The following is a 20,462-nucleotide window of genomic DNA, read 5'->3' as shown; positions in this document are numbered from 1 at the left end:
TCGCTGCCAGCTATTGTACCATAAAACGGCCAAGCCCGCTTTGGGACTTGGCCGAAAGCCCTCTGTTATTGCGGGCGGGACGCCTCTTCACGCAAGGCGCGGCGCAAAATTTTCCCGACGTTCGTCTTCGGCAGTTCGGCACGGAACTCGACAATGCGCGGCACTTTGTACGCCGCTAAGTTTTTTCGGCAATGGGCAAGAATTTCTTCTTCGCTTGCCTGCATTCCATCTTTTAAAACGATAATCGCCTTCACCGTTTCGCCGCGGTACGGATCAGGCACACCAACTGCCGCCGCCTCTTTCACCGCTGGATGTTCGTACAGCACTTCTTCGATTTCACGCGGATAAATGTTATAGCCGCCGGCGATGATCAGATCTTTTTTCCGGTCGACAATCGTCACATACCCTTCCTCGTCAATCGAAGCCAAATCGCCAGTGTACAGCCAACCGTCGCGCAGCGCCGCCGCCGTTTCTTCCGGCATGTTCCAATAGCCTTTCATCACTTGCGGTCCACGGATAATCAGCTCGCCGACTTCGCCTGGCGGCAGCTCTTGCGTGCCAGTCGCCACATCGACGACTTTGTACTCGGTCAGCGGCATGCCGATGCCGACCGTGCCCGGCTTGCGCGCCGCAAACGGCGGATTGCAATGCGTCACTGGCGAGGCTTCGGACAAGCCGTATCCTTCAAGGATAACCGCTCCCGTTTTCGCTTCGAAATCGCGCATCAATTCAAGCGGCATCGGCGCGCTGCCGCTGTTGCACGTTTTAATGCTACTGATGCCGTATTGCTCGACTCCAGGAGTATTTGTAATAGCGACATACATCGTCGGCACGCCTGGAAACACGGTCGGCTGCTTGTCGCGAATCGTCTCCAACACTTCTTTCAGCTCAAAGCGCGGCAGCAAAATGTTTTCCGCTCCTTGGTAAATGGCCAAGTTCATTCCCGACGTCATCGCGAACACGTGGAACAACGGGATGACAGTTAAATATCGCTCTTTCCCGAACTCAAATGTCCCTTTGAAAAATTCGGCGCATTGCAAGACGTTGGCGAAAATGTTGCGATGGGTGAGCATCGCCCCTTTTGAGCGCCCTGTCGTCCCGCCAGTATATTGCAACACAGCGACGTCATGCGTTGATTCGATCGACACCGGGCGCACAGCTCCGCTTCCTGCAGCAAGAAATTCGTCAAACGTGACATCTCCTTCAGCCAGCGAAACGGATGGCGGCGCTCCGAAGCTGACAGTGATCGCTTGTTTGACGGCTGTCTCCCCTCTGACGGCGGCAAGGCGCGGATAAAGCGGTTCATAAATGACGATCGTCTCGGCGCCGGAGTCTTTGAGCAAATAGGCAAGTTCGCGCTCAACAAGCATCGGGTTCACTTGTGTGACGATCGCGCCCGCCTGCAAAATGCCGTAGTAAGCGATGACATACTGCGGGCAGTTCGGCAGCATAATCGCGACGCGGTCGCCTTTTTGCACCCCAAGCGCCTGCAGGCTTGAGGTGAAACGGTTGACCGCCGCCTCAAGCTCGGCATAGGTGATCGTCTTGTCGTAAAATGTCAGCGCCGGCTGGGAGCCGAATTCCGCCGCTCGTTCATGCAGTACATCGCATACCGTTTTGTCGGGAATATCCATATAGAACGAAATGTGTTCCGGATAAAGAGACAACGCCCGTTTTTCACTCATTTGCGTTTCCCCCTTTTTTAATTAAATGCCGGTCGCATGGCTGCCGCCGTCAACGACGAGGAGCGCGCCCGTGACAAAGGCGGACGCCGGGGAAGCGAGAAACAAGACGGCCCCTTTCAAGTCATCTTCGCCGCCAAAGCGGCCGAGCGGCGTATGCTCGAGCACTTTTTTCCCAACGCGTTCAAGAACGACTTTTGACATTTTCGTCGGGAAAAAGCCCGGCGCCACCGCGTTGACGCGAATGCCGTGCTTCCCCCATTTGGCTGCTAGGTCCCTCGTAAACGTAATAACCGCCCCTTTGCTCGTGTTGTAGCCGATCGTATTTAAAATGTCCGGGTGCGTGCCGCCAAGGCCAGCGACGGAAGCGATATTGATGATGGAACCGCCGGTTTGTTTGGCGATCATCACCTTGCCGACCGCCTGGCTCATGAGAAACGTGCCGGTAACGTTGACGTTGATCACCTTTTGCCATGCCTCAAGCGGCATTTCCTCGACCGGCGCTCCCCACGTCGCTCCGCTGTTGTTGACTAAAATGTCGATGCCGCCAAACTCTTTGACGGTCGTTTCGACGACATGTTTGACCTCCTCCGGATTCGTCACATCGCACCGCAGCGCCAGCGAACGGACGCCGAGCTGTTCAAGCTTTTCTTTCACTTGCTCGCACGCTTCCACTTTCCGCGAACAAACGACGACGTTCGCCCCGGCTTCGGCAAGACCGACGGCAATTTGCTCGCCGAGCCCGCGCCCACCGCCAGTGACAATGGCGGTTTTCCCCTCGATTTTAAATAAGTCCAACACATGCATACGACCACTTCCTCTCCCTTATTGTTGATATTGCCGCAATTCAAGCTTGGCAACTTGCTCTTTATGCACTTCGTCCGGCCCATCGGCCAGACGGAGCGTGCGCGAGTTCGCCCACATGGCGGCAAGCGGAAAATCGTTGCTCACCCCAGCGGCGCCAAACGCCTGAATGGCACGGTCGATGACCTTCAAAGCGACATTGGGCGCCACCACTTTAATCATCGCAATTTCTTTGCGCGCCGCTTTGTTGCCGACCGTATCCATCATGTACGCCGCCTTTAGCGTCAGCAAGCGCGCCTGCTCGATCTCAATGCGCGACTGGGCGATCCACTCGCGGATGACGCCGTGTTCAGCGAGCGGCTTGCCGAACGCCACCCGCGACTGTACGCGCCGGCACATGAGTTCAAGCGCTCGCTCCGCCGCTCCAATCAAGCGCATGCAATGGTGGATCCGTCCCGGGCCAAGCCGACCTTGAGCGATGGCGAACCCTTTTCCTTCGCCCCAAATGATGTTTTCTTTCGGCACGCGCACATGGTCATACGTAATTTCGGCATGTCCGTGCGGCGCATGGTCAAAGCCGAACACCGGCAGCATCCGTTCGATTTTCACTCCTGGCGTATCGAGCGGAACGATGATCATCGACTGTTGCTCATGTTTTGGCGCATCCGGATTCGTTTTTCCCATGACGATGGCAACTTTGCAGCGCGGGTCGCCGGCTCCAGACGACCACCATTTCCGCCCGGTGATGACATACTCATCGCCGTCGCGGACGATGGAGGCGCGAATGTTCGTCGCATCGCTCGACGCGACATCCGGCTCCGTCATCGAAAAGCATGAGCGGATTTCCCCGTTTAACAACGGGATCAGCCATTTTTTCTTTTGCTCCTCTGTGCCATAGCGGACGAGCACTTCCATGTTGCCGGTATCGGGCGCATTGCAGTTGAACACTTCCGGAGCGATGAGCGAACGGCCCATAATTTCGCAAAGCGGCGCGTATTCGACATTCGTTAATCCCGCGCCGTATTCGCTGTCTGGCAAAAATAAATTCCACAGTCCTTCTTTTTTCGCCTTTTCCTTCAATTCTTCCATGATCGGCGGCACGCCCGACCATCTCGACTCTTGTGCGTTTAGCTGCTCTTCGTATACTTTCTCATTCGGATAAATATACTCTTCCATGAAAGCGCTTAATTTTTTGATCAACTCTTTCACTTTCGGCGAATAGGAAAAGTCCATATGCTCCCCTCCCTTTTATACTAACCGGTTGGTATGTCCTTTCTACTTTTACTATACCTCTACAAGAAGAAATATTCAATATTTTTAGAATAAATGCATTCGAATTTGCGCTTCCCATCTCCCCTGCTTCGCTGAGAAGACAGAGAGGATAAAAAAGGGGCGAACAACCGCCCCGCTTACGCCTTAACATACCGCTTGTATAACGCTTGCGTGCCGCTGTTTTCCTCACCGGCTTGCGCCAACTCTTCGTACAGTTGCTTGGCGAGCGCCAGGCCTGGCAGCGGCAAGTTCATCCGCTCGGCTTCCTCAAGCGCAATTTTCATATCTTTAATGAAATGCTTGACGTAAAACCCAGGAGCAAAATCTCCTGACAACATGCGCGGCGCCAAGTTGCTCAGCGACCAGCTGCCGGCTGCCCCTTTGGCGATGCTTTCAAGCACTTTGAATGGATCAAGACCAGCCCGCTTCGCATACGCCATTGCCTCGCACACCCCAATCATGTTCGTCGCGATGGCAATTTGGTTGCACATTTTCGTATGCTGGCCGGCTCCAGCTCCTCCTTGCCGCACGATGTTCGTGCCAAGCCGCTCGAGAATCGGCTTGCACGCCAAAAAGACGTCCTCATCACCGCCGACCATAATCGTCAACGTTCCTTCGCGCGCGCCGATGTCGCCGCCGGACACCGGGGCGTCCAAAGCATGGATGCCCTTTTGCTTGGCCGCCTCGTAAATCGATTGCGCGAGCGTCGGCGTTGACGTCGTCATATCGATGACATATGTTCCCGGCCGCGCATTCTCCAAAATGCCACCCTCGCCGAAATACACTTGCTCGACATCGCGCGGATCGCCAACCATCGTCATGACGACATCCGCCTCCCGCGCCAAATCAGCAACCGTTTCCTTCCAAACCGCTCCTTCTTGAAGCAAGTCTTCCGCCTTTTCTTTTGTGCGTGTATAAGCTAGAAGTGGATAGCCCGCCTTCAGCAAGTGGCGCGCCATGCTTTTCCCCATGACGCCAAGGCCGATGAATCCGATCGTTTTCATCCGGTCTTCCCTCCTGTCGGTTTGCCTTAAATCGCCTTCACCATGCCGCCATCGACAATGAGCGCTTGACCAGTAACGTACGAATTCGCTTCGGACAGCAAGAAGACGACGACATTGGCAAACTCTTCAGGGGTTCCGTAGCGGCCGAGCGGAATGGCGCTTTTCATGCGCGCTTCCATTTCTTCTTTCGTAATGCCGAGTTTCTCGGCATTCACTTTGTCCAAAAAGGCGACGCGCTCCGTCGCGATCCGACCAGGAGCCACCGTATTGATTAAAATGCCATCCGGAGCCAGCTCAACAGCAAGCGTTTTCGTCAGCCCAACGATGCCAGTGCGGAACGTGTTGGATAAAATAAGCCCCGGAATCGGCTCTTTAATCGATGATGAGGCGATGTTGACAATTTTTCCTCCCTTTTTCTTTAAGTAAGGGAGCGCTTCGCGAATGAGGCGAATATAGCTTAACAAATTGAGCTCAAACGCATATTGCCAGTCTTCGTCGCTCACCGTTTCAAACGTTCCCGCCGGAGGGCCGCCGGCGTTGTTGACGAGCAAATCGATCGTCCCAAACGTCTCGACCGTTTTGGCGACAAGCTGGCGAATGTCGTCGGCGTTGGTGACATCTGTGCGCGTATAAGCGACGCGTCCCTTATGTAAACTGTTCAATTCTTCCGCCACTTCGTGCAACTTTTCTTCGTTTCGGCTCGTGATCATCACGTTTGTTCCTTCAAGCACAAGCGCTCGCGCAATCGCCTTGCCAAGCCCTTGGCTCGAGGCAGCGACAAGCGCCGTTTTTCCCGCCAATCCAAGTTCCATCGTCATCCCTCCAACAAAAGAATGGGTGTTAAGTAACCATATTCGCGCTCATTCGTCATTTTCCTCCTTTATCAATTCAAAAGAGAATGAAGAATGGGGACCCAAAACAACCAACATGACCCTGTCAACCCGTCTTACGGCAGAATCGAAACCATTAATGGATATTCAAGCAAAGCGAACAATTGTAAAATAAAAGTTAAAAAGGGGTGGGATGGATACTGACAACGTATTTTTCGTTTAAAGGCTGGTGATTTAAAAGGAAGTGCTGCTCTCCAACAGTGTTTCTTTTGCTACCCTTTTCTTTTTTTGCTTCTGCCAACTTACTGAGGACACATTTATTATTAAAAAGGGGAATGTCCATGAAGATCATTTTGTTAGCTATTTCATGGTTTATTATTTTATTTACCCTGATGATTCAAAGTTCCGATGTGTTCGTTTATTGGTTTAATCCAAACGTAGTATCCATTAGTGATGAAAGGTATTTTTATACTTTGGTGCCTACCTTTTTGAATATCCTATTTTTATTTTTCCAAATTAAGTTTTTAAAGGCTGGAGAGAGAAAAGCAACTATCCATAAAATCTTACTTGCTACACTTATCATGAATAGTATATTACTTTTATATTATGCGTTTTTTCAATTTAAATGAAATTAAAAATTATTCATCTAACAACGATATGAACCATGCCATTACTCGATTGGCATATTATTCATCCAAACTTCCGAGCGAAGTCCTGCAACGTTTAGGGGATTCAGCGTAAAGCAGAGAACGGATAGTTAAAAAGGAGGCATGCAAAATGAATATTTTAAAAGACCCAAACAGAATGAAGTTTGTTTCGCTTATTCTTTCTCTCATTGGATTGTTGTTAATGTTAAACAGCCCTGAATTAGGGAGTCGCCTTGCCTCATCGTGGGTTCGATCCATGGGGGGTTCTGTGGATTCTCAAGAATATTTGCAAATGTTAAAAGAATATATAAGCACTTATAAAACGCTAGGGGGGATTTTTTTGTTTGTGGGCTTGTTTTCTTTTCTTAACAATCATCATCAGTAAGCGTTGTGTTTGTCCATGGAGTATGGAGCAACCTGCATTTGTGCAGGTTTTTTATTATCTTTTGCACATTTCGAATATAAGATTAAGAAGATCGGGGCGCCGTCGCGGTAAAACATGTGCGGGTGATCGTTTCGTCCACGCTCTGGCATCAAATTCCCCCCTTTTTTCCGGTAGTGTTCCGTAAGACATGGAAAATCATTCACCGATCAAGGAAAGGCGGGGAAAAAGAAAGAGCCCGCGCATCGCAGGCTCCCCTTTTCCTTCCTAATCAACTTTCAAGCAGCAAATCTTCCGGATTTTCGATCAAGTCTTTCACCGTTTTTAAGAACCCTACGGCCTCTTTGCCATCGATGATGCGGTGGTCGTATGACAAGGCGACGTACATCATTGGACGGTTTTCGATCCGCTCCTCATCGACGGCAACCGGACGCAGTTTGATCGAATGCATCCCTAAAATGCCGACTTGCGGCCCGTTGAGAAGCGGGGTCGACAGAAGCGAACCGAACACGCCGCCGTTCGTAATCGTAAACGTGCCGCCTTGCAAATCGGCGAGCGACAACTTGTTGCTGCGCGCTTTCGCTGCCAATTCGGCAATGTCGCGCTCAATTTCAGCGAAGTTTTTCCGGTCGCAGTCGCGCACAACCGGGACGACAAGCCCTTCGTCCGTCGACACGGCGACGCCGATATCATAATATTTTTTCAACAAAATTTCATCGCCTTGAATTTCCGCGTTGACGTACGGATATTTTTTCAGCGCAGCGACAGCCGCTTTGACGAAAAATGACATAAAGCCAAGGCGGACGTCATGCTCTTCGAAAAATTTATCTTTTTTCCGCTTGCGCAGATCGATGACCGCCGACATGTCAATTTCGTTGAACGTCGTCAACATCGCAGTCGTTTGCGTCACTTCAAGCAGCCGTTTGGCGATCGTTTGCCGACGGCGCGACATTTTTTCGCGGATGACCGGCTTGCCGGCCTCAGCGGCTGGAACGGCGGCCGGCGTCGACGTCGGCGCAGCTTGTGGAGCCGGCTGCAAAGCGGCGGCCGGTTGTGCGGCAAACGAGGCGACGTCTTGTTTGCGCACGCGCCCAAGTGGATCAACGGTCGGCACTTGCGTCAAATCAATTCCTTTTTCGCGCGCCATTTTTCGAGCGGCCGGCGAGGCGATCGGTCGTTGGCCCGGAGCTTGGGCGGCCGCGACTGGCTGCGGCGCTGGCTGTTCATTGCTGTCGGCCGGCGCGACCGTTTCCGTTTCATCGGCTGGCTGCGGGGCAGCTTGCGGAGCGGCAGTCGGTGCTGCCGCTCCTTCGCCGATAATGGCGATCGCTTGGCCAACCGCAACCGTATCGCCTTCATTGGCAAGCAGCTGTTGCAAAACACCCGACTCTTCCGCCATAATTTCCACATTCACTTTATCCGTTTCAAGCTCGCAAATCGATTCTCCTTTTTCCACGTAGTCGCCCGGTTTTTTCAGCCATTGGGCGATCGTTCCCTCCGTGATGGATTCTGCTAACTCTGGGACTTTGATCTCAGCCACGTTGATGCCCTCCTCAAATGTTCCGTAGTCATCATTCATGCTTCGTCAATGCACAGCGGATGATGCGCTCTTGCTCTTTTCGGTGGACGACCGGATCGCCTTCCGCCGGGCTGGCGCGCCGGCGCCGCCCGATGTAGCTGACGTCGACACCCTCTGGAGCCAACGCCCGCAGGCGCGGTTCCATATACAGCCATGCCCCCATGTTTTTCGGTTCTTCTTGCACCCAGACGAGCTCTTTGACGTTCGGATAGCGGGCGATGATGTCTTTCACCGCTTCTTCCGGGAACGGATACAGCTCTTCAATGCGCACGATATGCAGCCAGTCAAGACCTTCCATTTTGCCGATTTGTTCCGCCAAATCGATCATCAATTTTCCGGTGCCAAACACGATGCGTTCCACTTTGCCAGCGTCAGCGCCCAATCCCGGCTGCTCGAGCACCGGCGAGAACGCACCGTCAACGAACGCTTCCGCATCCGACGCTGCCAGCGGATGACGGAGCAAGCTTTTTGGCGTCATAATGATGAGCGGACGCACTTCTTCTCTTGTCAACAGCGCCGCCTGCCGCCGCAAAATATGGAAATATTGCGCGGCCGTCGATAAGTTGGCAACCGTCCAGTTGTTTTCCGCCGCCAGCTGCAAAAAGCGCTCGACGCGGCCGCTTGAATGTTCAGGGCCTTGCCCTTCGTAGCCGTGCGGCAAGAGCATGACAAGCCCGGATTTTTGCCCCCATTTCGCCCGGCCGGATGAAATGAATTGATCAAACATCACTTGCGCCATGTTGGCGAAGTCGCCAAATTGCGCTTCCCAAAGCACGAGCGTCTCCGGCGCGTAAACGTTGTAGCCGTATTCATAGCCGAGCACGGCGGCTTCCGTCAGCGGGCTGTTGTACACGACAAACGACGCTTTGGCGCCGCTGATGTGGTGAAGCGGCACATACTCTTCTCCGGTTTTCACGTCATGGAGCACCAAATGGCGCTGCGCAAACGTGCCGCGCTGCGAATCTTGTCCGGTCAAGCGGATCGGCACACCGTCTTGCAAAATCGTGGCAAACGCTAAAATTTCCGCGTGCGCCCAATCGACTTTGCCGTTTTGCGCAAACACACCGCTTCGCCGTTTTAAAATGCGCTCAAGCTTGTTAAAGACGTTGAATCCGTCCGGAAACTGCAGCAATTCTTCGTTCACACGATGGAGCACGTCTTTCGCCACGCCCGTTTTCACTTCCGGCAGCCGATCGACGACCGGTTTGGGCGGATCCATGATGAAATCAAGCTCGTCTTCGTTTTTCGGCACCCGCTCGTAGGCGATTTTCAGCCGTTCGGCCACCTCTTGCTCCATTTCGTCGACTTCCCGCTCGGTGATGATCCCTTTCTCGATCAATTTTTGCGCATACAGCTGGCGCACGGTCGGGTGCTCGTTGATGATCGCATACATTGTCGGGTTCGTCGCCATCGGCTCATCCATTTCGTTATGGCCGAAGCGGCGGTAGCCGATTAGGTCAATGACAAAGTCTTTTTTAAACCGCTGGCGGTAGGCAAACGCCAAGCATGCGGCCGCCAAACAAGCCTCCGGGTCGTCGGCGTTGACGTGCACAATCGGCACCTCAAACCCTTTCGCCATATCGGAAGCATACGTCGTCGAGCGTGAATCGTAGCTTTCCGTCGTAAAGCCGATCATGTTATTGGCGATGATATGGATCGTCCCACCGGTCGTATAGCCGCGCAGCTGGCTTAAGTTGAGCGTTTCAGCGACGATCCCTTGCCCCGGGAACGCGGCGTCGCCGTGAATCAAGATGGCAAACGACGCATCGGTATTTTGCACCGGCACGCCTGGTTTCGTCCGATCTTCTTGCGCGGCGCGCGTGTAGCCAAGCACAACCGGATTGACCACTTCGAGATGGCTTGGGTTGTTGGCGAGCGTAATCCGCATCGTATGGGCGCTTTTATTGCGCAAACGGCGCGCTGCCCCCAAATGGTATTTCACGTCGCCCGTCCAACCATACGTGATCGCCACCGACCCTTCGGACGGAATGAAATTTTTGCTTTCCGCATGCTGGAACTCAGCGAAAATCATTTCGTACGGCTTGCCGAGCACATGGGCGAGCACGTTCAGCCGGCCGCGGTGCGCCATGCCGATGTTGACGGCGTCGATTTCATGTTCGATCGCCTGGCGGACGAGCTCATCCAAAAGCGGCACCATGGCGTCAAGCCCTTCGATCGAAAACCGTTTTTGCCCGACATACGTCCGGTGGATGAACTTTTCAAACCCTTCCACTTCCGTCAGGCGGCGCAACAAAGCGACCCGCTCTTTGTTCGCCAAGCTCGGGTAATACGCTCCGGACTCGATTTGCTGAATGAGCCAGTTCCTCTCTTCGAGATTATGTACTTGCGAGAATTCGAACGCGATTTTGTCCGTGTAAATTTTGCGCAAATGCAAGATGGCGTCCCAGCCGTTTTTGACATGCGCCGGAGCGTGCGGGCAAAGAAACGCGACCGGAATTCGCTTTAAGTCTTCTTCAGTTAAGTCGTATTCGTCAAGCTCCAAGCGGCGCAGCTTTTTCTCCTTTTTGACAAGCGGATTCGTATCGGCAGCCAGATGGCCATAATGGCGAATGCTGTCCGCCAGCTTGACAGCGGCGACAAGTTTGCTGAAAACGGTCGGCGTCTCCGGCAGCCGAAACGTTTGATGCGTTTTGGCTGCTTCATCATCCGCAGGAGAAACCGGTTCTTCCAAGACCGGCGCCCCCCACTGTTCAAACAATTGTTTCAGTTCCGGGTCGATGCTGTTTGGGTCATCGAGATACTGTTCGTACATTTCGATGACATAACCGAGGTTCGGCCCGTAAAACTGGCTCCACGGTTGAGCGTAGTTCGTCTGTTTTGCCATCATGAAAAAACCTCCACCTCGTTTTCGCATCGTTCGGGCTGGGCAACAGCCATCCATGCGTGAAAGCTCTCGTTTAGCTGCCAGTATTCCCGAACGTGCAGCAAAATAACGGTATAAACGTTTTCACTGTTTATTTTAGCACTATCGCCCACTAAAATCGACGAAGAAGCTGAAAAAATTTCACTTATTATCATTGTATGAATAGAAAAAAGATCGTGACCGCGTTGCGGCGGAACATTCATGATTTTAGGCGAACGCCGACCGGCCTTCATCTCCCACTTACGCTAATCGTTTGGAAGTGGGGTCTTCTCGGCGGGGGATGATAAAAAAGGCGCCCCGCTGCCGTTGGGACGCCTTCCGTTTTTTACGAAATCTTGAACTTTTCCACCAGTTGTTTCAACTGCCGGCTCATTTCGCTTAACGCCTCCGCCGATTCAGTCACTGTCGAAAGGGCTTGTAACTGATCGTCAGCCGAAGCGGCCACTTCTTCCGCCGCTGCCGCTGCTTGTTGGGCGATGGCGGCGATGTTTTGCATCGCCCCAACGACATCGTCTTTGCTTGCGTTCATCCGCTTTGCTTCCTCCATAATCCCGGCGATCGCCGCCGCCACTTGCTCCATCATGCCGGTGATTTTGACAAATGAATCGCCGGTCGTGTGCACCGCTTCCCGCTGTTCGTTGTACGCCTGCTTGGAGCGGCCGACCGCTTCCATCACCAGCCCGGCTTGCTGCTGGATGGCAACGATCGTCGCACGGATCATCTCCGTCGCTTTCGCGGATTGTTCGGCCAGCTTGCGCACCTCATCGGCGACAACGGCAAACCCTTTGCCATGCTCGCCAGCCCGCGCCGCCTCGATGCTGGCGTTTAACGCCAGCAAATTCGTCTGTCCGGAAATGGCCGTGATCGTTTGAATGACGCCGTCAATTTCATCCATCTTTTTCACAAGGTCGCTAATGACATTTTCTACAGACTCGAGTTCATTTTTCGCTTCCTCCGATTTTTTCTGCAAAATGTTTAAATGCTCCAAGCCATCGTAGCTCGCGGTTTTCGTCTCATCGGACAGCGACTCCATGCCAGCCGTCGCATTCGTGACCGCTTCGATTTGCTGGGACAGCGCCGTCGTCCGCTCATTGATCGTATCGAGGCTTCCCGCTTGATCGGTCGTTCCTTTGGCGATTTCGCCGATCGCTTTCGCCACTTGTTCGCTTGTGGCCATCGTTTCTTCCGAGACAGCGCTCAAATGGTCGGCCGAAACGGCCAATTCATTGACCGAGCGGTTCACCTCGCTGATCAGCGTCCGCATATGGTCGATCATGTCATTGAAGTGGCGGGCGAGGCGGCCGATCTCATCTTTGGCTGTGACACGCGCTTGCACCGTCAAGTCGCCGCCCGCCGCCTTTTCGACTTGCTCTTGCAGCGCGGCAATCGGCCTTGTGATCGAGCGCGCCAAGAAATAGACGGCAACAAGCGCCACAACGAGCGCAATAACTGTAATGACAAGCATGTTTACCCCAAGCGATCGGCTCATCGCCGATAAGTCCTTTTCTTTATAGACGACGCCGACTTTCCAGCCGAGCTCCGGAATCGTGGTGAAATACATAACCCGCTGTTCGCCGTTTTGTTCATATTCCCGCATCCCTTTTTTATGTTCGAGCATATAGCGGACCGTTGCGTTTTTGGCCATGTTTTTTCCTTTATATTGCGGGTGGACGACCGCCGTCCCTTTCGAGTCAAACAGCACCGGATAACCGTGATAGCCGACGTCGCTCGCATTGACGATTCTCGTCACCGCATCGAGCGTCATATCGATGCCGATGACTGCAGCAATGCGGCCATTTTCGCTCACCGCTTTGGCCAACGTCACAACGTTCTTGCCGGTAATGGCATCGACATAAGGTTCGGTCCACACGACTTCATCCGGCCGCTTCATCGCTTCCTTATACCACGGGCGGCTCGTCGGATCGTATCCGTCCGGGAGCTCTGTCATCGGCGTGATGTACATTTTCTTCTGCTCAGTGCCAATATAGATGAATTGCACATTCTCATGCAAGCGCAAAAACGTGCGGAACTGCTTTTCCAGCCCTGACCAGGCGCTTTCGTCCCGAACCATTTGCAAAGCCAACGGCGATTCACTGAATTGCACTAAGCTGTTCTCTTCACTTTGAAAACTGTCGCGAATGTCGCCAAGCAACCCATCGAGCGCCGTCTGCGCCCGTTGTTTCACATCAGTGTCAACCATCCGCCGCATTTGCACAACTCCAACGAGCTGCGTCGCTGCCAAGGAAATAACTAACAATAAAGCCATCAAGACGATCAATTTGCTGCGCAATGTCCGGAACACTCGCTATTTCTCCCCTCTGTTTCCTCTTTTTGTCGCACTAATTTTCATTATACAAAGGACGATCGGCCCCCGTCTATAGGAGGACCTTCTTAATTCATACATAACGAATCGACGCACATGAGACAATAAACGAGAGGAAGGTGAATGACAATTGGGCGCCATCGAACACGAAGGATATCGATTTGAGATCGAATACAGCGTCTTGCTGCAAAAAGGGGCGCTGCATGTTTACCGCAACGGCGAATTCATCGATGAAATTGTGTTTCCCTTTCGCGGCGAAAAGCCCGATGAACAGCAAATTGAAGCGCTTGTGAGCGAGTATGTCGAGCAAAAAGCCCGCGGCCGCTAACAGCGGCCGCAGACTGTTGACAAAATGGGTTTCAGACATTCGTCTGAAACCCATTTTGTTCCATAAATAGACTATGTTTTCAAAAAAAGTGGGTAGGATGGGAAGCCATGCAAAGGAAAAGAAAGGGCGGTGCTTCGCCTTCCATAGGTAATTCGCCAGTTTTTTTAAATTCATGGCAGCACAAACAAGCATCGCCTGCGCCTCATTTTTTTCCAATCCCCGGTAATGCGTCCAGCGCAGACCATGCTTCTCTTTCATATCGGCGAAATCCCGTTCAATCGTCTCTTTTCGGAGGGCATAGAGTTCCCGGTATTCCGGAACATACCGCAAATGCTCTGCTTCTTCATAGTAGTCCTGCCATACGTGGCGAGTGACTACTTTGGTGTAGCTCTTGCTTTGCGTGCACTGATGAAGATACGGACAGCTTCGGCACACCGCCGGGTCCGATTTGTATTCTCGGTACCCTTCCCGATTCGTAGTAGAGTAAGATAGAACTTGATCATTGGGGCATAGATAACAATCAAAATATTCGTCATACACAAAATCTGATTTCCGAAAGAATCCATCTTTTGTTTTCGGGCGAGTGTACGGCCAAATCGGCTTTACCCCTTGTTCGAGTAAATACTTGGCAATGGCAGGAGTTTTATATCCTGCGTCTACACACACGGCTTCCGGACATGATTGGATTTCCCGTTTCACTCGTTCGAACAGCACAAAAAACGCTTGACTGTCATGGACGTTGGCTGCCGTCACGTAGGGCTGTAGAATCCATCCGTTGCGATCACAAGCTGTATGATACGAATAGGCAAACACTCGCTCCCGTTCATTTTTCACCAACAGTCCGCTCTCCGGATCCGTTTTGCTTACTTTTACTTCCCGTTTTTTTTTTCTCAGATGGCAACGGCGATTTTCCATGAGCGATCCGATCCCGTTCGATTTCTTTTTCGAGTTCCTGTTGGTAGGCTTTGGCTTCGACTTCTGCCATTTCCGTTGTAAACTTCTTTTTATTGGCGCTTGCTTTGACATGAGTGGAGTCTACGTACAAGACACTCGAATCTACCAATCCGTGTTCAAAGGCTTCTTTTAAAATCCGTGAAAAAATTTGATGGAATACATCCGTTCCAGCGAAACGACGCGCATAGTTTTTACTTGGCGTCGAGTGATGAGGAACGGGATCATGAAGACTAAGTCCTAAAAACCAACGGTAGGCAACGTTGGTTCGGATTTGTTCAACGGTTTCACGCATGGAACGAATCCCAAATACATACTGAATCAAATACATTTTAAACAACATCACTGGATCAATGCTCGGACGTCCATGATCAGGAGAGTAGAGATCTTTCACCACATCATAGATAAAAGAAAAATCAATGGCCGCATCCAGCTTTCTTACCAAGTGATCCTCTGGAACCAGATCATCCAGTTTCACCGTGGTTTCGGTATAGCGCCCATCTTCTTGGTGTGGCCGAAGCATCGTTCCTTTCCTCCATTTCTCCCTCGTCTTACCTTCATAATAAAACAGCTTGTCGACTTTGTCGACAAGCTGAGCTGCCCACAAATGTGGGCAGTTCTTCGTTTATTATCCCTTCTCGATGCTTTTCGATACTTTCCCTAATAACTTTCAATTTTTTCGACTCCACCGTTTTTAATAACATCGGTGTAGAAGTCAGTCGTATTGACAAGGCCGGTTGTTAGCGTAATGTTACGGATCCATAATTTTTCAATATGAAACTCCACATTTTTTCTGTCTAGGCTTTGATCTCCTTTGATGATGAACCTAATAAATTCTCATCAAAGCCAAAATCTTAAATACATCAAATTGTCTCGGGCTGATCAATTAAAATTAGGATGCTTTGCATTACTTAATAGAAAAACAACTGTAAATCATACTAATTCTCTTTTATCAGGAGTCATATGCATAAATCAGACGTTTTTTTAATTAAATGAAGATGCAAAACTCATAACGGATGCATAAATGCACATAAAAATCCGCCACCTTGAAAATCATTCAGCAGCCAAACCAACTACCGAGGGATGGACACTATCATGATTTTCAGTTGGAGCGATAATATTGATAACAGCTTATGCATTTTCGTACATATGGCAACTTAATTATCTGAATAGTTGTTATATTATTTTAAATATGATTTTATTATAAATATATTTTTATAATTATTATAAATAAGTATTGACTTTAATTTGAAAAATGTTATCATTTGTTATGAAGACGAAAATGAAAATAGGGGGAAATAAACGATGTCAGATAAAAAAAAGCTCACAACTAGTTGGGGAGCACCTGTTGGCGATAACCAAAACTCGATAACGGCTGGTAATCCCGGACCGACATTAATCCAAGACGTACATCTTCTTGAAAAACTGGCACATTTCAATAGAGAACGCGTTCCAGAACGTGTCGTACATGCGAAAGGCGCAGGTGCGCACGGTTATTTCGAAGTAACGAACGATATGTCGAAGTATACAAAAGCAAAAGTGTTTAATGGTGTTGGAAAACGCACGCCTGTGTTCGTCCGCTTCTCTACTGTCGCCGGTGAATTGGGATCTGCGGATACCGTCCGCGACCCGCGCGGTTTTGCGGTGAAGTTTTACACAGAAGAGGGGAACTACGATATTGTAGGCAACAACACACCAATTTTCTTTATTCGTGATGCGATTAAATTCCCGGATTTTATCCATACACAAAAACGCGATCCGCGTACACATTTGAAAAATCCGACAGCAATGTGGGATTTCTGGTCTTTATCTCCGGAATCTTTGCACCAAGTCACTTATTTGTTCGGGGATCGCGGCATTCCGCTCACTTACCGTCATATGAACGGATACGGAAGCCATACATTCAAATGGGTGAATGAAGACGGCGAAGCAGTATGGGTAAAATACCACTTTAAAACAAACCAAGGCGTCAAAAACATGGATCCGGAACTAGCGGTTAAAATCGCCGGAGAAAATCCGGATTACCATACGGAAGATTTATATAACGCCATCGAAAAAGGCGACTATCCATCTTGGACATTATATGTGCAAATTATGCCGCTAGAAGACGCAAAAACATACCGTTTCAATCCATTTGACGTCACAAAAGTTTGGTCACATAAAGATTATCCGTTAATTGAAGTCGGCCGTATGGTATTAAACCGCAATCCGGAAAACTACTTTGCCGAAGTCGAACAAGCGACATTCTCTCCTGGAAACCTTGTTCCTGGCGTTGAGCCGTCACCGGACAAAATGTTGCAAGCCCGTTTGTTCGCTTATGCGGATGCGCACCGTTACCGCGTCGGCGTGAACCATAACTTGCTTCCGATCAACCGCCCGCGCGTGGAAGTAAACAATTATCAACGTGACGGCTTCATGCGTTTTGATAATAACGGAGGCGGTTCGGTCAACTACGAACCAAACAGCTTCGGCGGACCGACAGAAGTGCCAGAACATAAGACGACCCCATTCCCGGTATCCGGCGTGGCAGAAAGCGTGCCATATGACGACGATGATCATTATACGCAAGCAGGAGACTTATACCGTCTCATGAGCGAAGAAGAAAAAGCGCGTCTCGTGAAAAACATTGTCGAATCGATGAAACAAGTCACAAAAGAAGATATTAAATTGCGGCAAATCCGCCACTTCTATAAAGCAGACCCTGACTACGGCCGCCGCGTTGCCGAAGGACTTGGCTTGCAAGTTCCGGATGACGTGACGACAAAATCATAAAAAAAGGATGTCCCTCATTTTGGGACCTCCTTGCATAAAGTGATTCCAATCCCATCGGGATCGTCTCGTCGCTGCCTTATGCGATAAAGGCATGGAATTTGAGTGTATAAGTATGAATTTGGAAAATTGACAGATCGTCATCGGTATTAAGGAATAATATTTAATAATCCCAACAATTTTCTTATGATGTTCTCTTCCTTTTTTTGCACATTATTCACTTGTTCTATTTGTTCGCCAGAATTTATACTTGGCTCTTCGGATTCCAAGTATCCTTTTTCATTTGCTGCCGAATGCGGCGCTAATTTTAAATTTTCTTTAACATTTTCCGTACTGTTATTTTGTTTAGAATCTTCTGGATAATCCGTATGTTTCGCACTGCTATTTGCAGATCCATTTTGTGCCTGTTCAGGCGTTTGTTCGCTCACCGATGATTGCTTTGTGTCAGTTTGCTCATTTGCCGATTGTGGATTTTTTTGCTGCTCTTTATTAGGTAAGCTGCCATTTTCCAAATCATCCAAATCATTTTGATTATTCTCTTGGTCAGCTGGCTCCTTACTTGAATTCTCCTTTTCCGATTGCAGTTCGCCTTCTTTGTTTTCCTCCCCGACAATAACAGCTTTTTCTTTTATCAATTCATCTATTGCTCTTTTTAAACTATCTAAAGAGGTAATGCCAAATAGTCTATTTAAAATTTGTACAGTTGGAGGAATATTAGCATTTGAAGATCCAGCATGATATTCAACCGCCATATCTTGTAATGAAATATGATCAGCTGTTAAAAAATAGCTGAGCAAAGTGGCGTTTTTCAACTCAATCGCAGGGATAAGCTCGCCTAACCTTAATTGAAGATTTTGAAAGCTAATCCCTGTTGCGTCGACAACTAAATTTCTTGCTTCGACTTTTCCTTTTGATGAAATTATCATGTGAAACAAACCGTTATTTGTCTGAATTTCCCTGATTAATTTTAGTCCATAAATTTCAGCAGAAGCGAAGCGAAACCGAATCATCGGCTGAAGTTTTTTATTTCCCGTTTCGCCGATGACTATTCCCGGGACAAGCCCTTTTCCTACAATTCGATCCGCTTGAATGATAAAACCACTTTGATCGGGATAAGCTTGCAACGTTTCTGCCGCCAACGCATCCGGAAAGAAAGAAAAAAGAAAAAGAATATTCATTAAAATGCATTTAAAAAAGCTGGGCGGTGCCAGGTTTTTTTTCTCATTTCCTCCATCCCCTCCTCCCTGACATGTTATAACCGTTCAGGCATGCCGCTGAACGAATAAAACTCATCACTTCCGCCGGAATAAGTAGCGGCATCTTGCCCACTGGGCATGCGATGCGCATGCTTATCCCAAACGGTGAATTCGTCGCGGCCAAACCATTTGTCCGCTGGCGTTCCTGTTTGGGGATGACGGCAGAAAAACCGGATTTATGCGCTATTTTCACTGTCCATGCACGATGACGGCGATGAACAGTACTTTAACTCTTTTTTATAGAAGACGGACCCAATGGCCACGGCAATTGTTTTCTAATGATCATCTCCGCCATATAAAATGCGGGTAGAATTAGTCGGAATCCAATCCATTTCTTTTTCCGTGAAAATCCCCACCACTTGGTGAGTGCGGTATACGCTCCTGATCCGTGAGGGTATACTGAAAATGGCCAAAAAAGGCAATAGGAAAGCAGAGGTGCCCGATTTTAGGCATCTCGTATAACCTGTCTGCCTTTTGGCTAGACTAAATAAGTTGTGGTTGGCGGAACGGCTCTTTGCGGGAGATCATGCAAAAGATGATCACCAACATCCGCCGAGCAATGGCGATGAGGGCTTTTTTCTTCCCGCACCGGGCCGCCAACGACCAAAACTTTCGGGACAAGGGATGTGTCTTGGATCGAGCTGCTGACCATGCCGCCTCGCATAACGCCGATCGGAGATGGGGATTGCCTTTTGTCGTGCGCGTGCTCTTTCGCTTTCCGGCGCTTTCATGGTTGCCGGGGGACAATCCAGTCCATGAAGCCGCCCGTTCCGGCGTTTCAAAGACGCTCATGTCGGTTCCCATCTCGGCTATGATGACGGCGGCGGTTTGTTTTTTCACTCCGGGCATGGTCATCAGCAGGTTCACTTCCTCGCGATACGGCTCGAGCAGGCGGTCGATGTGCTGGTCGACTTCTTCGATTAACTGCTCCAATTCCTCAACGTGTTTCCACAAGAGGCGAAGGAGACGGAGCTCGTGTTCGGTCAAGGTGCCGAGCAGCGAATCGTACACCGCTTGCTTTTTCTTTTTGAGCCTTCCGCGCAGGCATTGATCCAACTCGTCCTTGTCCACGTATCCCTTCTCCAGCAGCCGGGCGAGGATGTCTTTTCCGGAAACGCCGAAGAGATCGGAGAGGACCGAGCCGAGTTTGACATTGGAAGACTCGAGCACTTTTTGAATCCGGTTTTTCTCCGAAGTCAGCTGTCCGACCCACTTTTTGCGGAGGCGGGTAAAATCCCGCAATTCGCGAATATCCGCTGGGGGGACGAAACTTTTTTCAACGAGTCCATGGCGGAGCAGCTTGGCGATCCACTCGGCGTCAGAGACATCGGTTTTTCTTCCCGGGACATTTTTGATCCGCTGCGGATTGGCCAAAGTCAAGTCGACATAGCCCTCGAGGAAGGCAAAGACCGGTTTCCAATACACGCCGGTGGATTCCATGGCGACATGGGTGACCCCATGGTCTTCGAGCCACTCAAGCAGGTCGCCAAGTCCTTTCGAGAACGTGGAGAAGGTTTGAATGTCCTTTTGAATGTGTCCATCTTCTTCCCATAGCGCGCAGGCGACGATGGTTTCGGCATGAACATCCAATCCTGCGCAGCGAGGATAGATGACATCCATGATGAAAATCCTCCTTTTCGATGATCGAGTGCGCAAACAGCGAATCCACGGGAGAAATGCGGCAGTTTTCCGTTCGTCGTCACCTTTCCTCCGCATCGGGAAAGGGCGGACAATGGGTGGTGCACCCAGTG

General features: G+C 50.3%; 16 protein-coding genes and 3 pseudogenes. 4 read left to right on the top strand and 15 right to left on the bottom strand.

Translation table 11 applies throughout. The annotated features are described in order from the left end of the window. Nucleotides 1-65: 65 nt before the first annotated feature. From BRO54_RS06960 to BRO54_RS06940, 5 genes and pseudogenes are all read right to left on the bottom strand, one after another. Entirely contained in the window at nucleotides 66-1,685 is a 1,620-nt protein-coding gene (locus BRO54_RS06960) for a long-chain-fatty-acid--CoA ligase (protein ID WP_020278639.1), read from the bottom strand. 21 nt (nucleotides 1,686-1,706) lie between these two features. Continuing rightward, complete coding sequence (locus tag BRO54_RS06955; RefSeq protein ID WP_011230529.1) at nucleotides 1,707-2,489, bottom strand: SDR family oxidoreductase; 783 nt, start codon at nucleotides 2,487-2,489, stop codon at nucleotides 1,707-1,709. An 18-nt stretch (nucleotides 2,490-2,507) separates the two neighbouring features. Further along, nucleotides 2,508-3,719: an acyl-CoA dehydrogenase gene (locus tag BRO54_RS06950; protein WP_074043535.1), complete on the bottom strand. Its 1,212-nt coding sequence runs from the start codon at nucleotides 3,717-3,719 to the stop codon at nucleotides 2,508-2,510. 176 nt (nucleotides 3,720-3,895) lie between these two features. Continuing rightward, nucleotides 3,896-4,771 (bottom strand): annotated as a pseudogene (locus BRO54_RS06945) (NAD(P)-dependent oxidoreductase); the annotation flags it as partial. Nucleotides 4,772-4,788: 17 nt separating this feature from the next. After that, nucleotides 4,789-5,574: an SDR family oxidoreductase gene (locus tag BRO54_RS06940; protein ID WP_011230526.1), complete on the bottom strand. Its 786-nt coding sequence runs from the start codon at nucleotides 5,572-5,574 to the stop codon at nucleotides 4,789-4,791. 359 nt (nucleotides 5,575-5,933) lie between these two features. Between BRO54_RS06940 and BRO54_RS06935 the strand changes: the two genes are divergently transcribed. Together BRO54_RS06935 and BRO54_RS06930 are read left to right on the top strand one after the other, a co-directional pair. Then, on the top strand, nucleotides 5,934-6,221 hold the full coding sequence (locus BRO54_RS06935; RefSeq protein ID WP_239691224.1) for a hypothetical protein: 288 nt from the start codon (nucleotides 5,934-5,936) through the stop codon (nucleotides 6,219-6,221). 148 nt (nucleotides 6,222-6,369) lie between these two features. Beyond that, nucleotides 6,370-6,624, top strand: a complete 255-nt coding sequence (locus BRO54_RS06930) for a hypothetical protein (protein ID WP_074043533.1) — start codon at nucleotides 6,370-6,372, stop codon at nucleotides 6,622-6,624. Here the strand turns inward: BRO54_RS06930 and BRO54_RS19810 are convergent. From BRO54_RS19810 to BRO54_RS06910, 5 genes are all read right to left on the bottom strand, one after another. Then, entirely contained in the window at nucleotides 6,618-6,773 is a 156-nt protein-coding gene (locus tag BRO54_RS19810) for a hypothetical protein (RefSeq protein WP_161496648.1), read from the bottom strand. The genes BRO54_RS06930 and BRO54_RS19810 overlap by 7 nt on opposite strands. Before the next feature lie 119 nt (nucleotides 6,774-6,892). Further along, entirely contained in the window at nucleotides 6,893-8,161 is a 1,269-nt protein-coding gene (gene odhB, locus BRO54_RS06925; RefSeq protein WP_074043555.1) for a 2-oxoglutarate dehydrogenase complex dihydrolipoyllysine-residue succinyltransferase, read from the bottom strand. A 31-nt stretch (nucleotides 8,162-8,192) separates the two neighbouring features. Then, nucleotides 8,193-11,045, bottom strand: a complete 2,853-nt coding sequence (locus tag BRO54_RS06920; RefSeq protein ID WP_074043554.1) for a 2-oxoglutarate dehydrogenase E1 component — start codon at nucleotides 11,043-11,045, stop codon at nucleotides 8,193-8,195. Beyond that, nucleotides 11,045-11,317: a hypothetical protein gene (locus BRO54_RS06915; RefSeq protein WP_074043532.1), complete on the bottom strand. Its 273-nt coding sequence runs from the start codon at nucleotides 11,315-11,317 to the stop codon at nucleotides 11,045-11,047. Before BRO54_RS06915 ends, BRO54_RS06920 begins: the two co-directional genes overlap by 1 nt. A gap of 92 nt (nucleotides 11,318-11,409) precedes the next feature. Further along, on the bottom strand, nucleotides 11,410-13,386 hold the full coding sequence (locus tag BRO54_RS06910; protein ID WP_074043531.1) for a methyl-accepting chemotaxis protein: 1,977 nt from the start codon (nucleotides 13,384-13,386) through the stop codon (nucleotides 11,410-11,412). 151 nt (nucleotides 13,387-13,537) lie between these two features. Here BRO54_RS06910 and BRO54_RS06905 point away from each other — a divergent pair, with 151 nt between their 5' ends. Further along, nucleotides 13,538-13,735, top strand: coding sequence for a YbxH family protein (locus BRO54_RS06905; RefSeq protein ID WP_011230519.1), 198 nt, complete (start codon nucleotides 13,538-13,540; stop codon nucleotides 13,733-13,735). Between the two features lie 210 nt (nucleotides 13,736-13,945). Here the strand turns inward: BRO54_RS06905 and BRO54_RS20500 are convergent. From BRO54_RS20500 to BRO54_RS20980, 3 genes and pseudogenes are all read right to left on the bottom strand, one after another. Continuing rightward, nucleotides 13,946-14,668 (bottom strand): annotated as a pseudogene (locus BRO54_RS20500) (transposase); the annotation flags it as partial. Then, nucleotides 14,559-15,209: a transposase gene (locus BRO54_RS20495; protein ID WP_223812913.1), complete on the bottom strand. Its 651-nt coding sequence runs from the start codon at nucleotides 15,207-15,209 to the stop codon at nucleotides 14,559-14,561. The pseudogene BRO54_RS20500 and the gene BRO54_RS20495, both read right to left, overlap by 110 nt. A gap of 115 nt (nucleotides 15,210-15,324) precedes the next feature. Beyond that, nucleotides 15,325-15,478, bottom strand: a pseudogene (locus BRO54_RS20980) (alcohol dehydrogenase); the annotation flags it as partial. A gap of 513 nt (nucleotides 15,479-15,991) precedes the next feature. On the opposite strand from BRO54_RS20980, the gene katA reads away from it, so the two are divergent. Then, the gene (gene katA, locus BRO54_RS06895) at nucleotides 15,992-17,458 is read left to right on the top strand and encodes a catalase KatA (RefSeq protein WP_044744909.1); all 1,467 of its coding nucleotides are present in this window, start codon (nucleotides 15,992-15,994) and stop codon (nucleotides 17,456-17,458) included. Nucleotides 17,459-17,604: 146 nt separating this feature from the next. On the opposite strand, the gene BRO54_RS06890 is transcribed toward katA, so the two are convergent. After that, nucleotides 17,605-18,633, bottom strand: coding sequence for a hypothetical protein (locus BRO54_RS06890; RefSeq protein ID WP_074043530.1), 1,029 nt, complete (start codon nucleotides 18,631-18,633; stop codon nucleotides 17,605-17,607). Nucleotides 18,634-19,194: 561 nt separating this feature from the next. Then, nucleotides 19,195-20,331 carry an IS110-like element ISGka2 family transposase gene (locus BRO54_RS06885; protein WP_074043529.1) on the bottom strand — a complete coding sequence of 379 codons (1,137 nt, stop codon included), beginning with the start codon at nucleotides 20,329-20,331 and terminating at the stop codon, nucleotides 19,195-19,197. Nucleotides 20,332-20,462: the final 131 nt, after the last annotated feature.

Source organism: Geobacillus proteiniphilus, from assembly GCF_001908025.1.
GTDB classification, from domain to species: domain Bacteria; phylum Bacillota; class Bacilli; order Bacillales; family Anoxybacillaceae; genus Geobacillus; species Geobacillus proteiniphilus.
The sequence above is the reverse complement of the archived record's forward strand: the minus strand, read 5'-3'. Positions and strand labels throughout refer to the sequence as shown.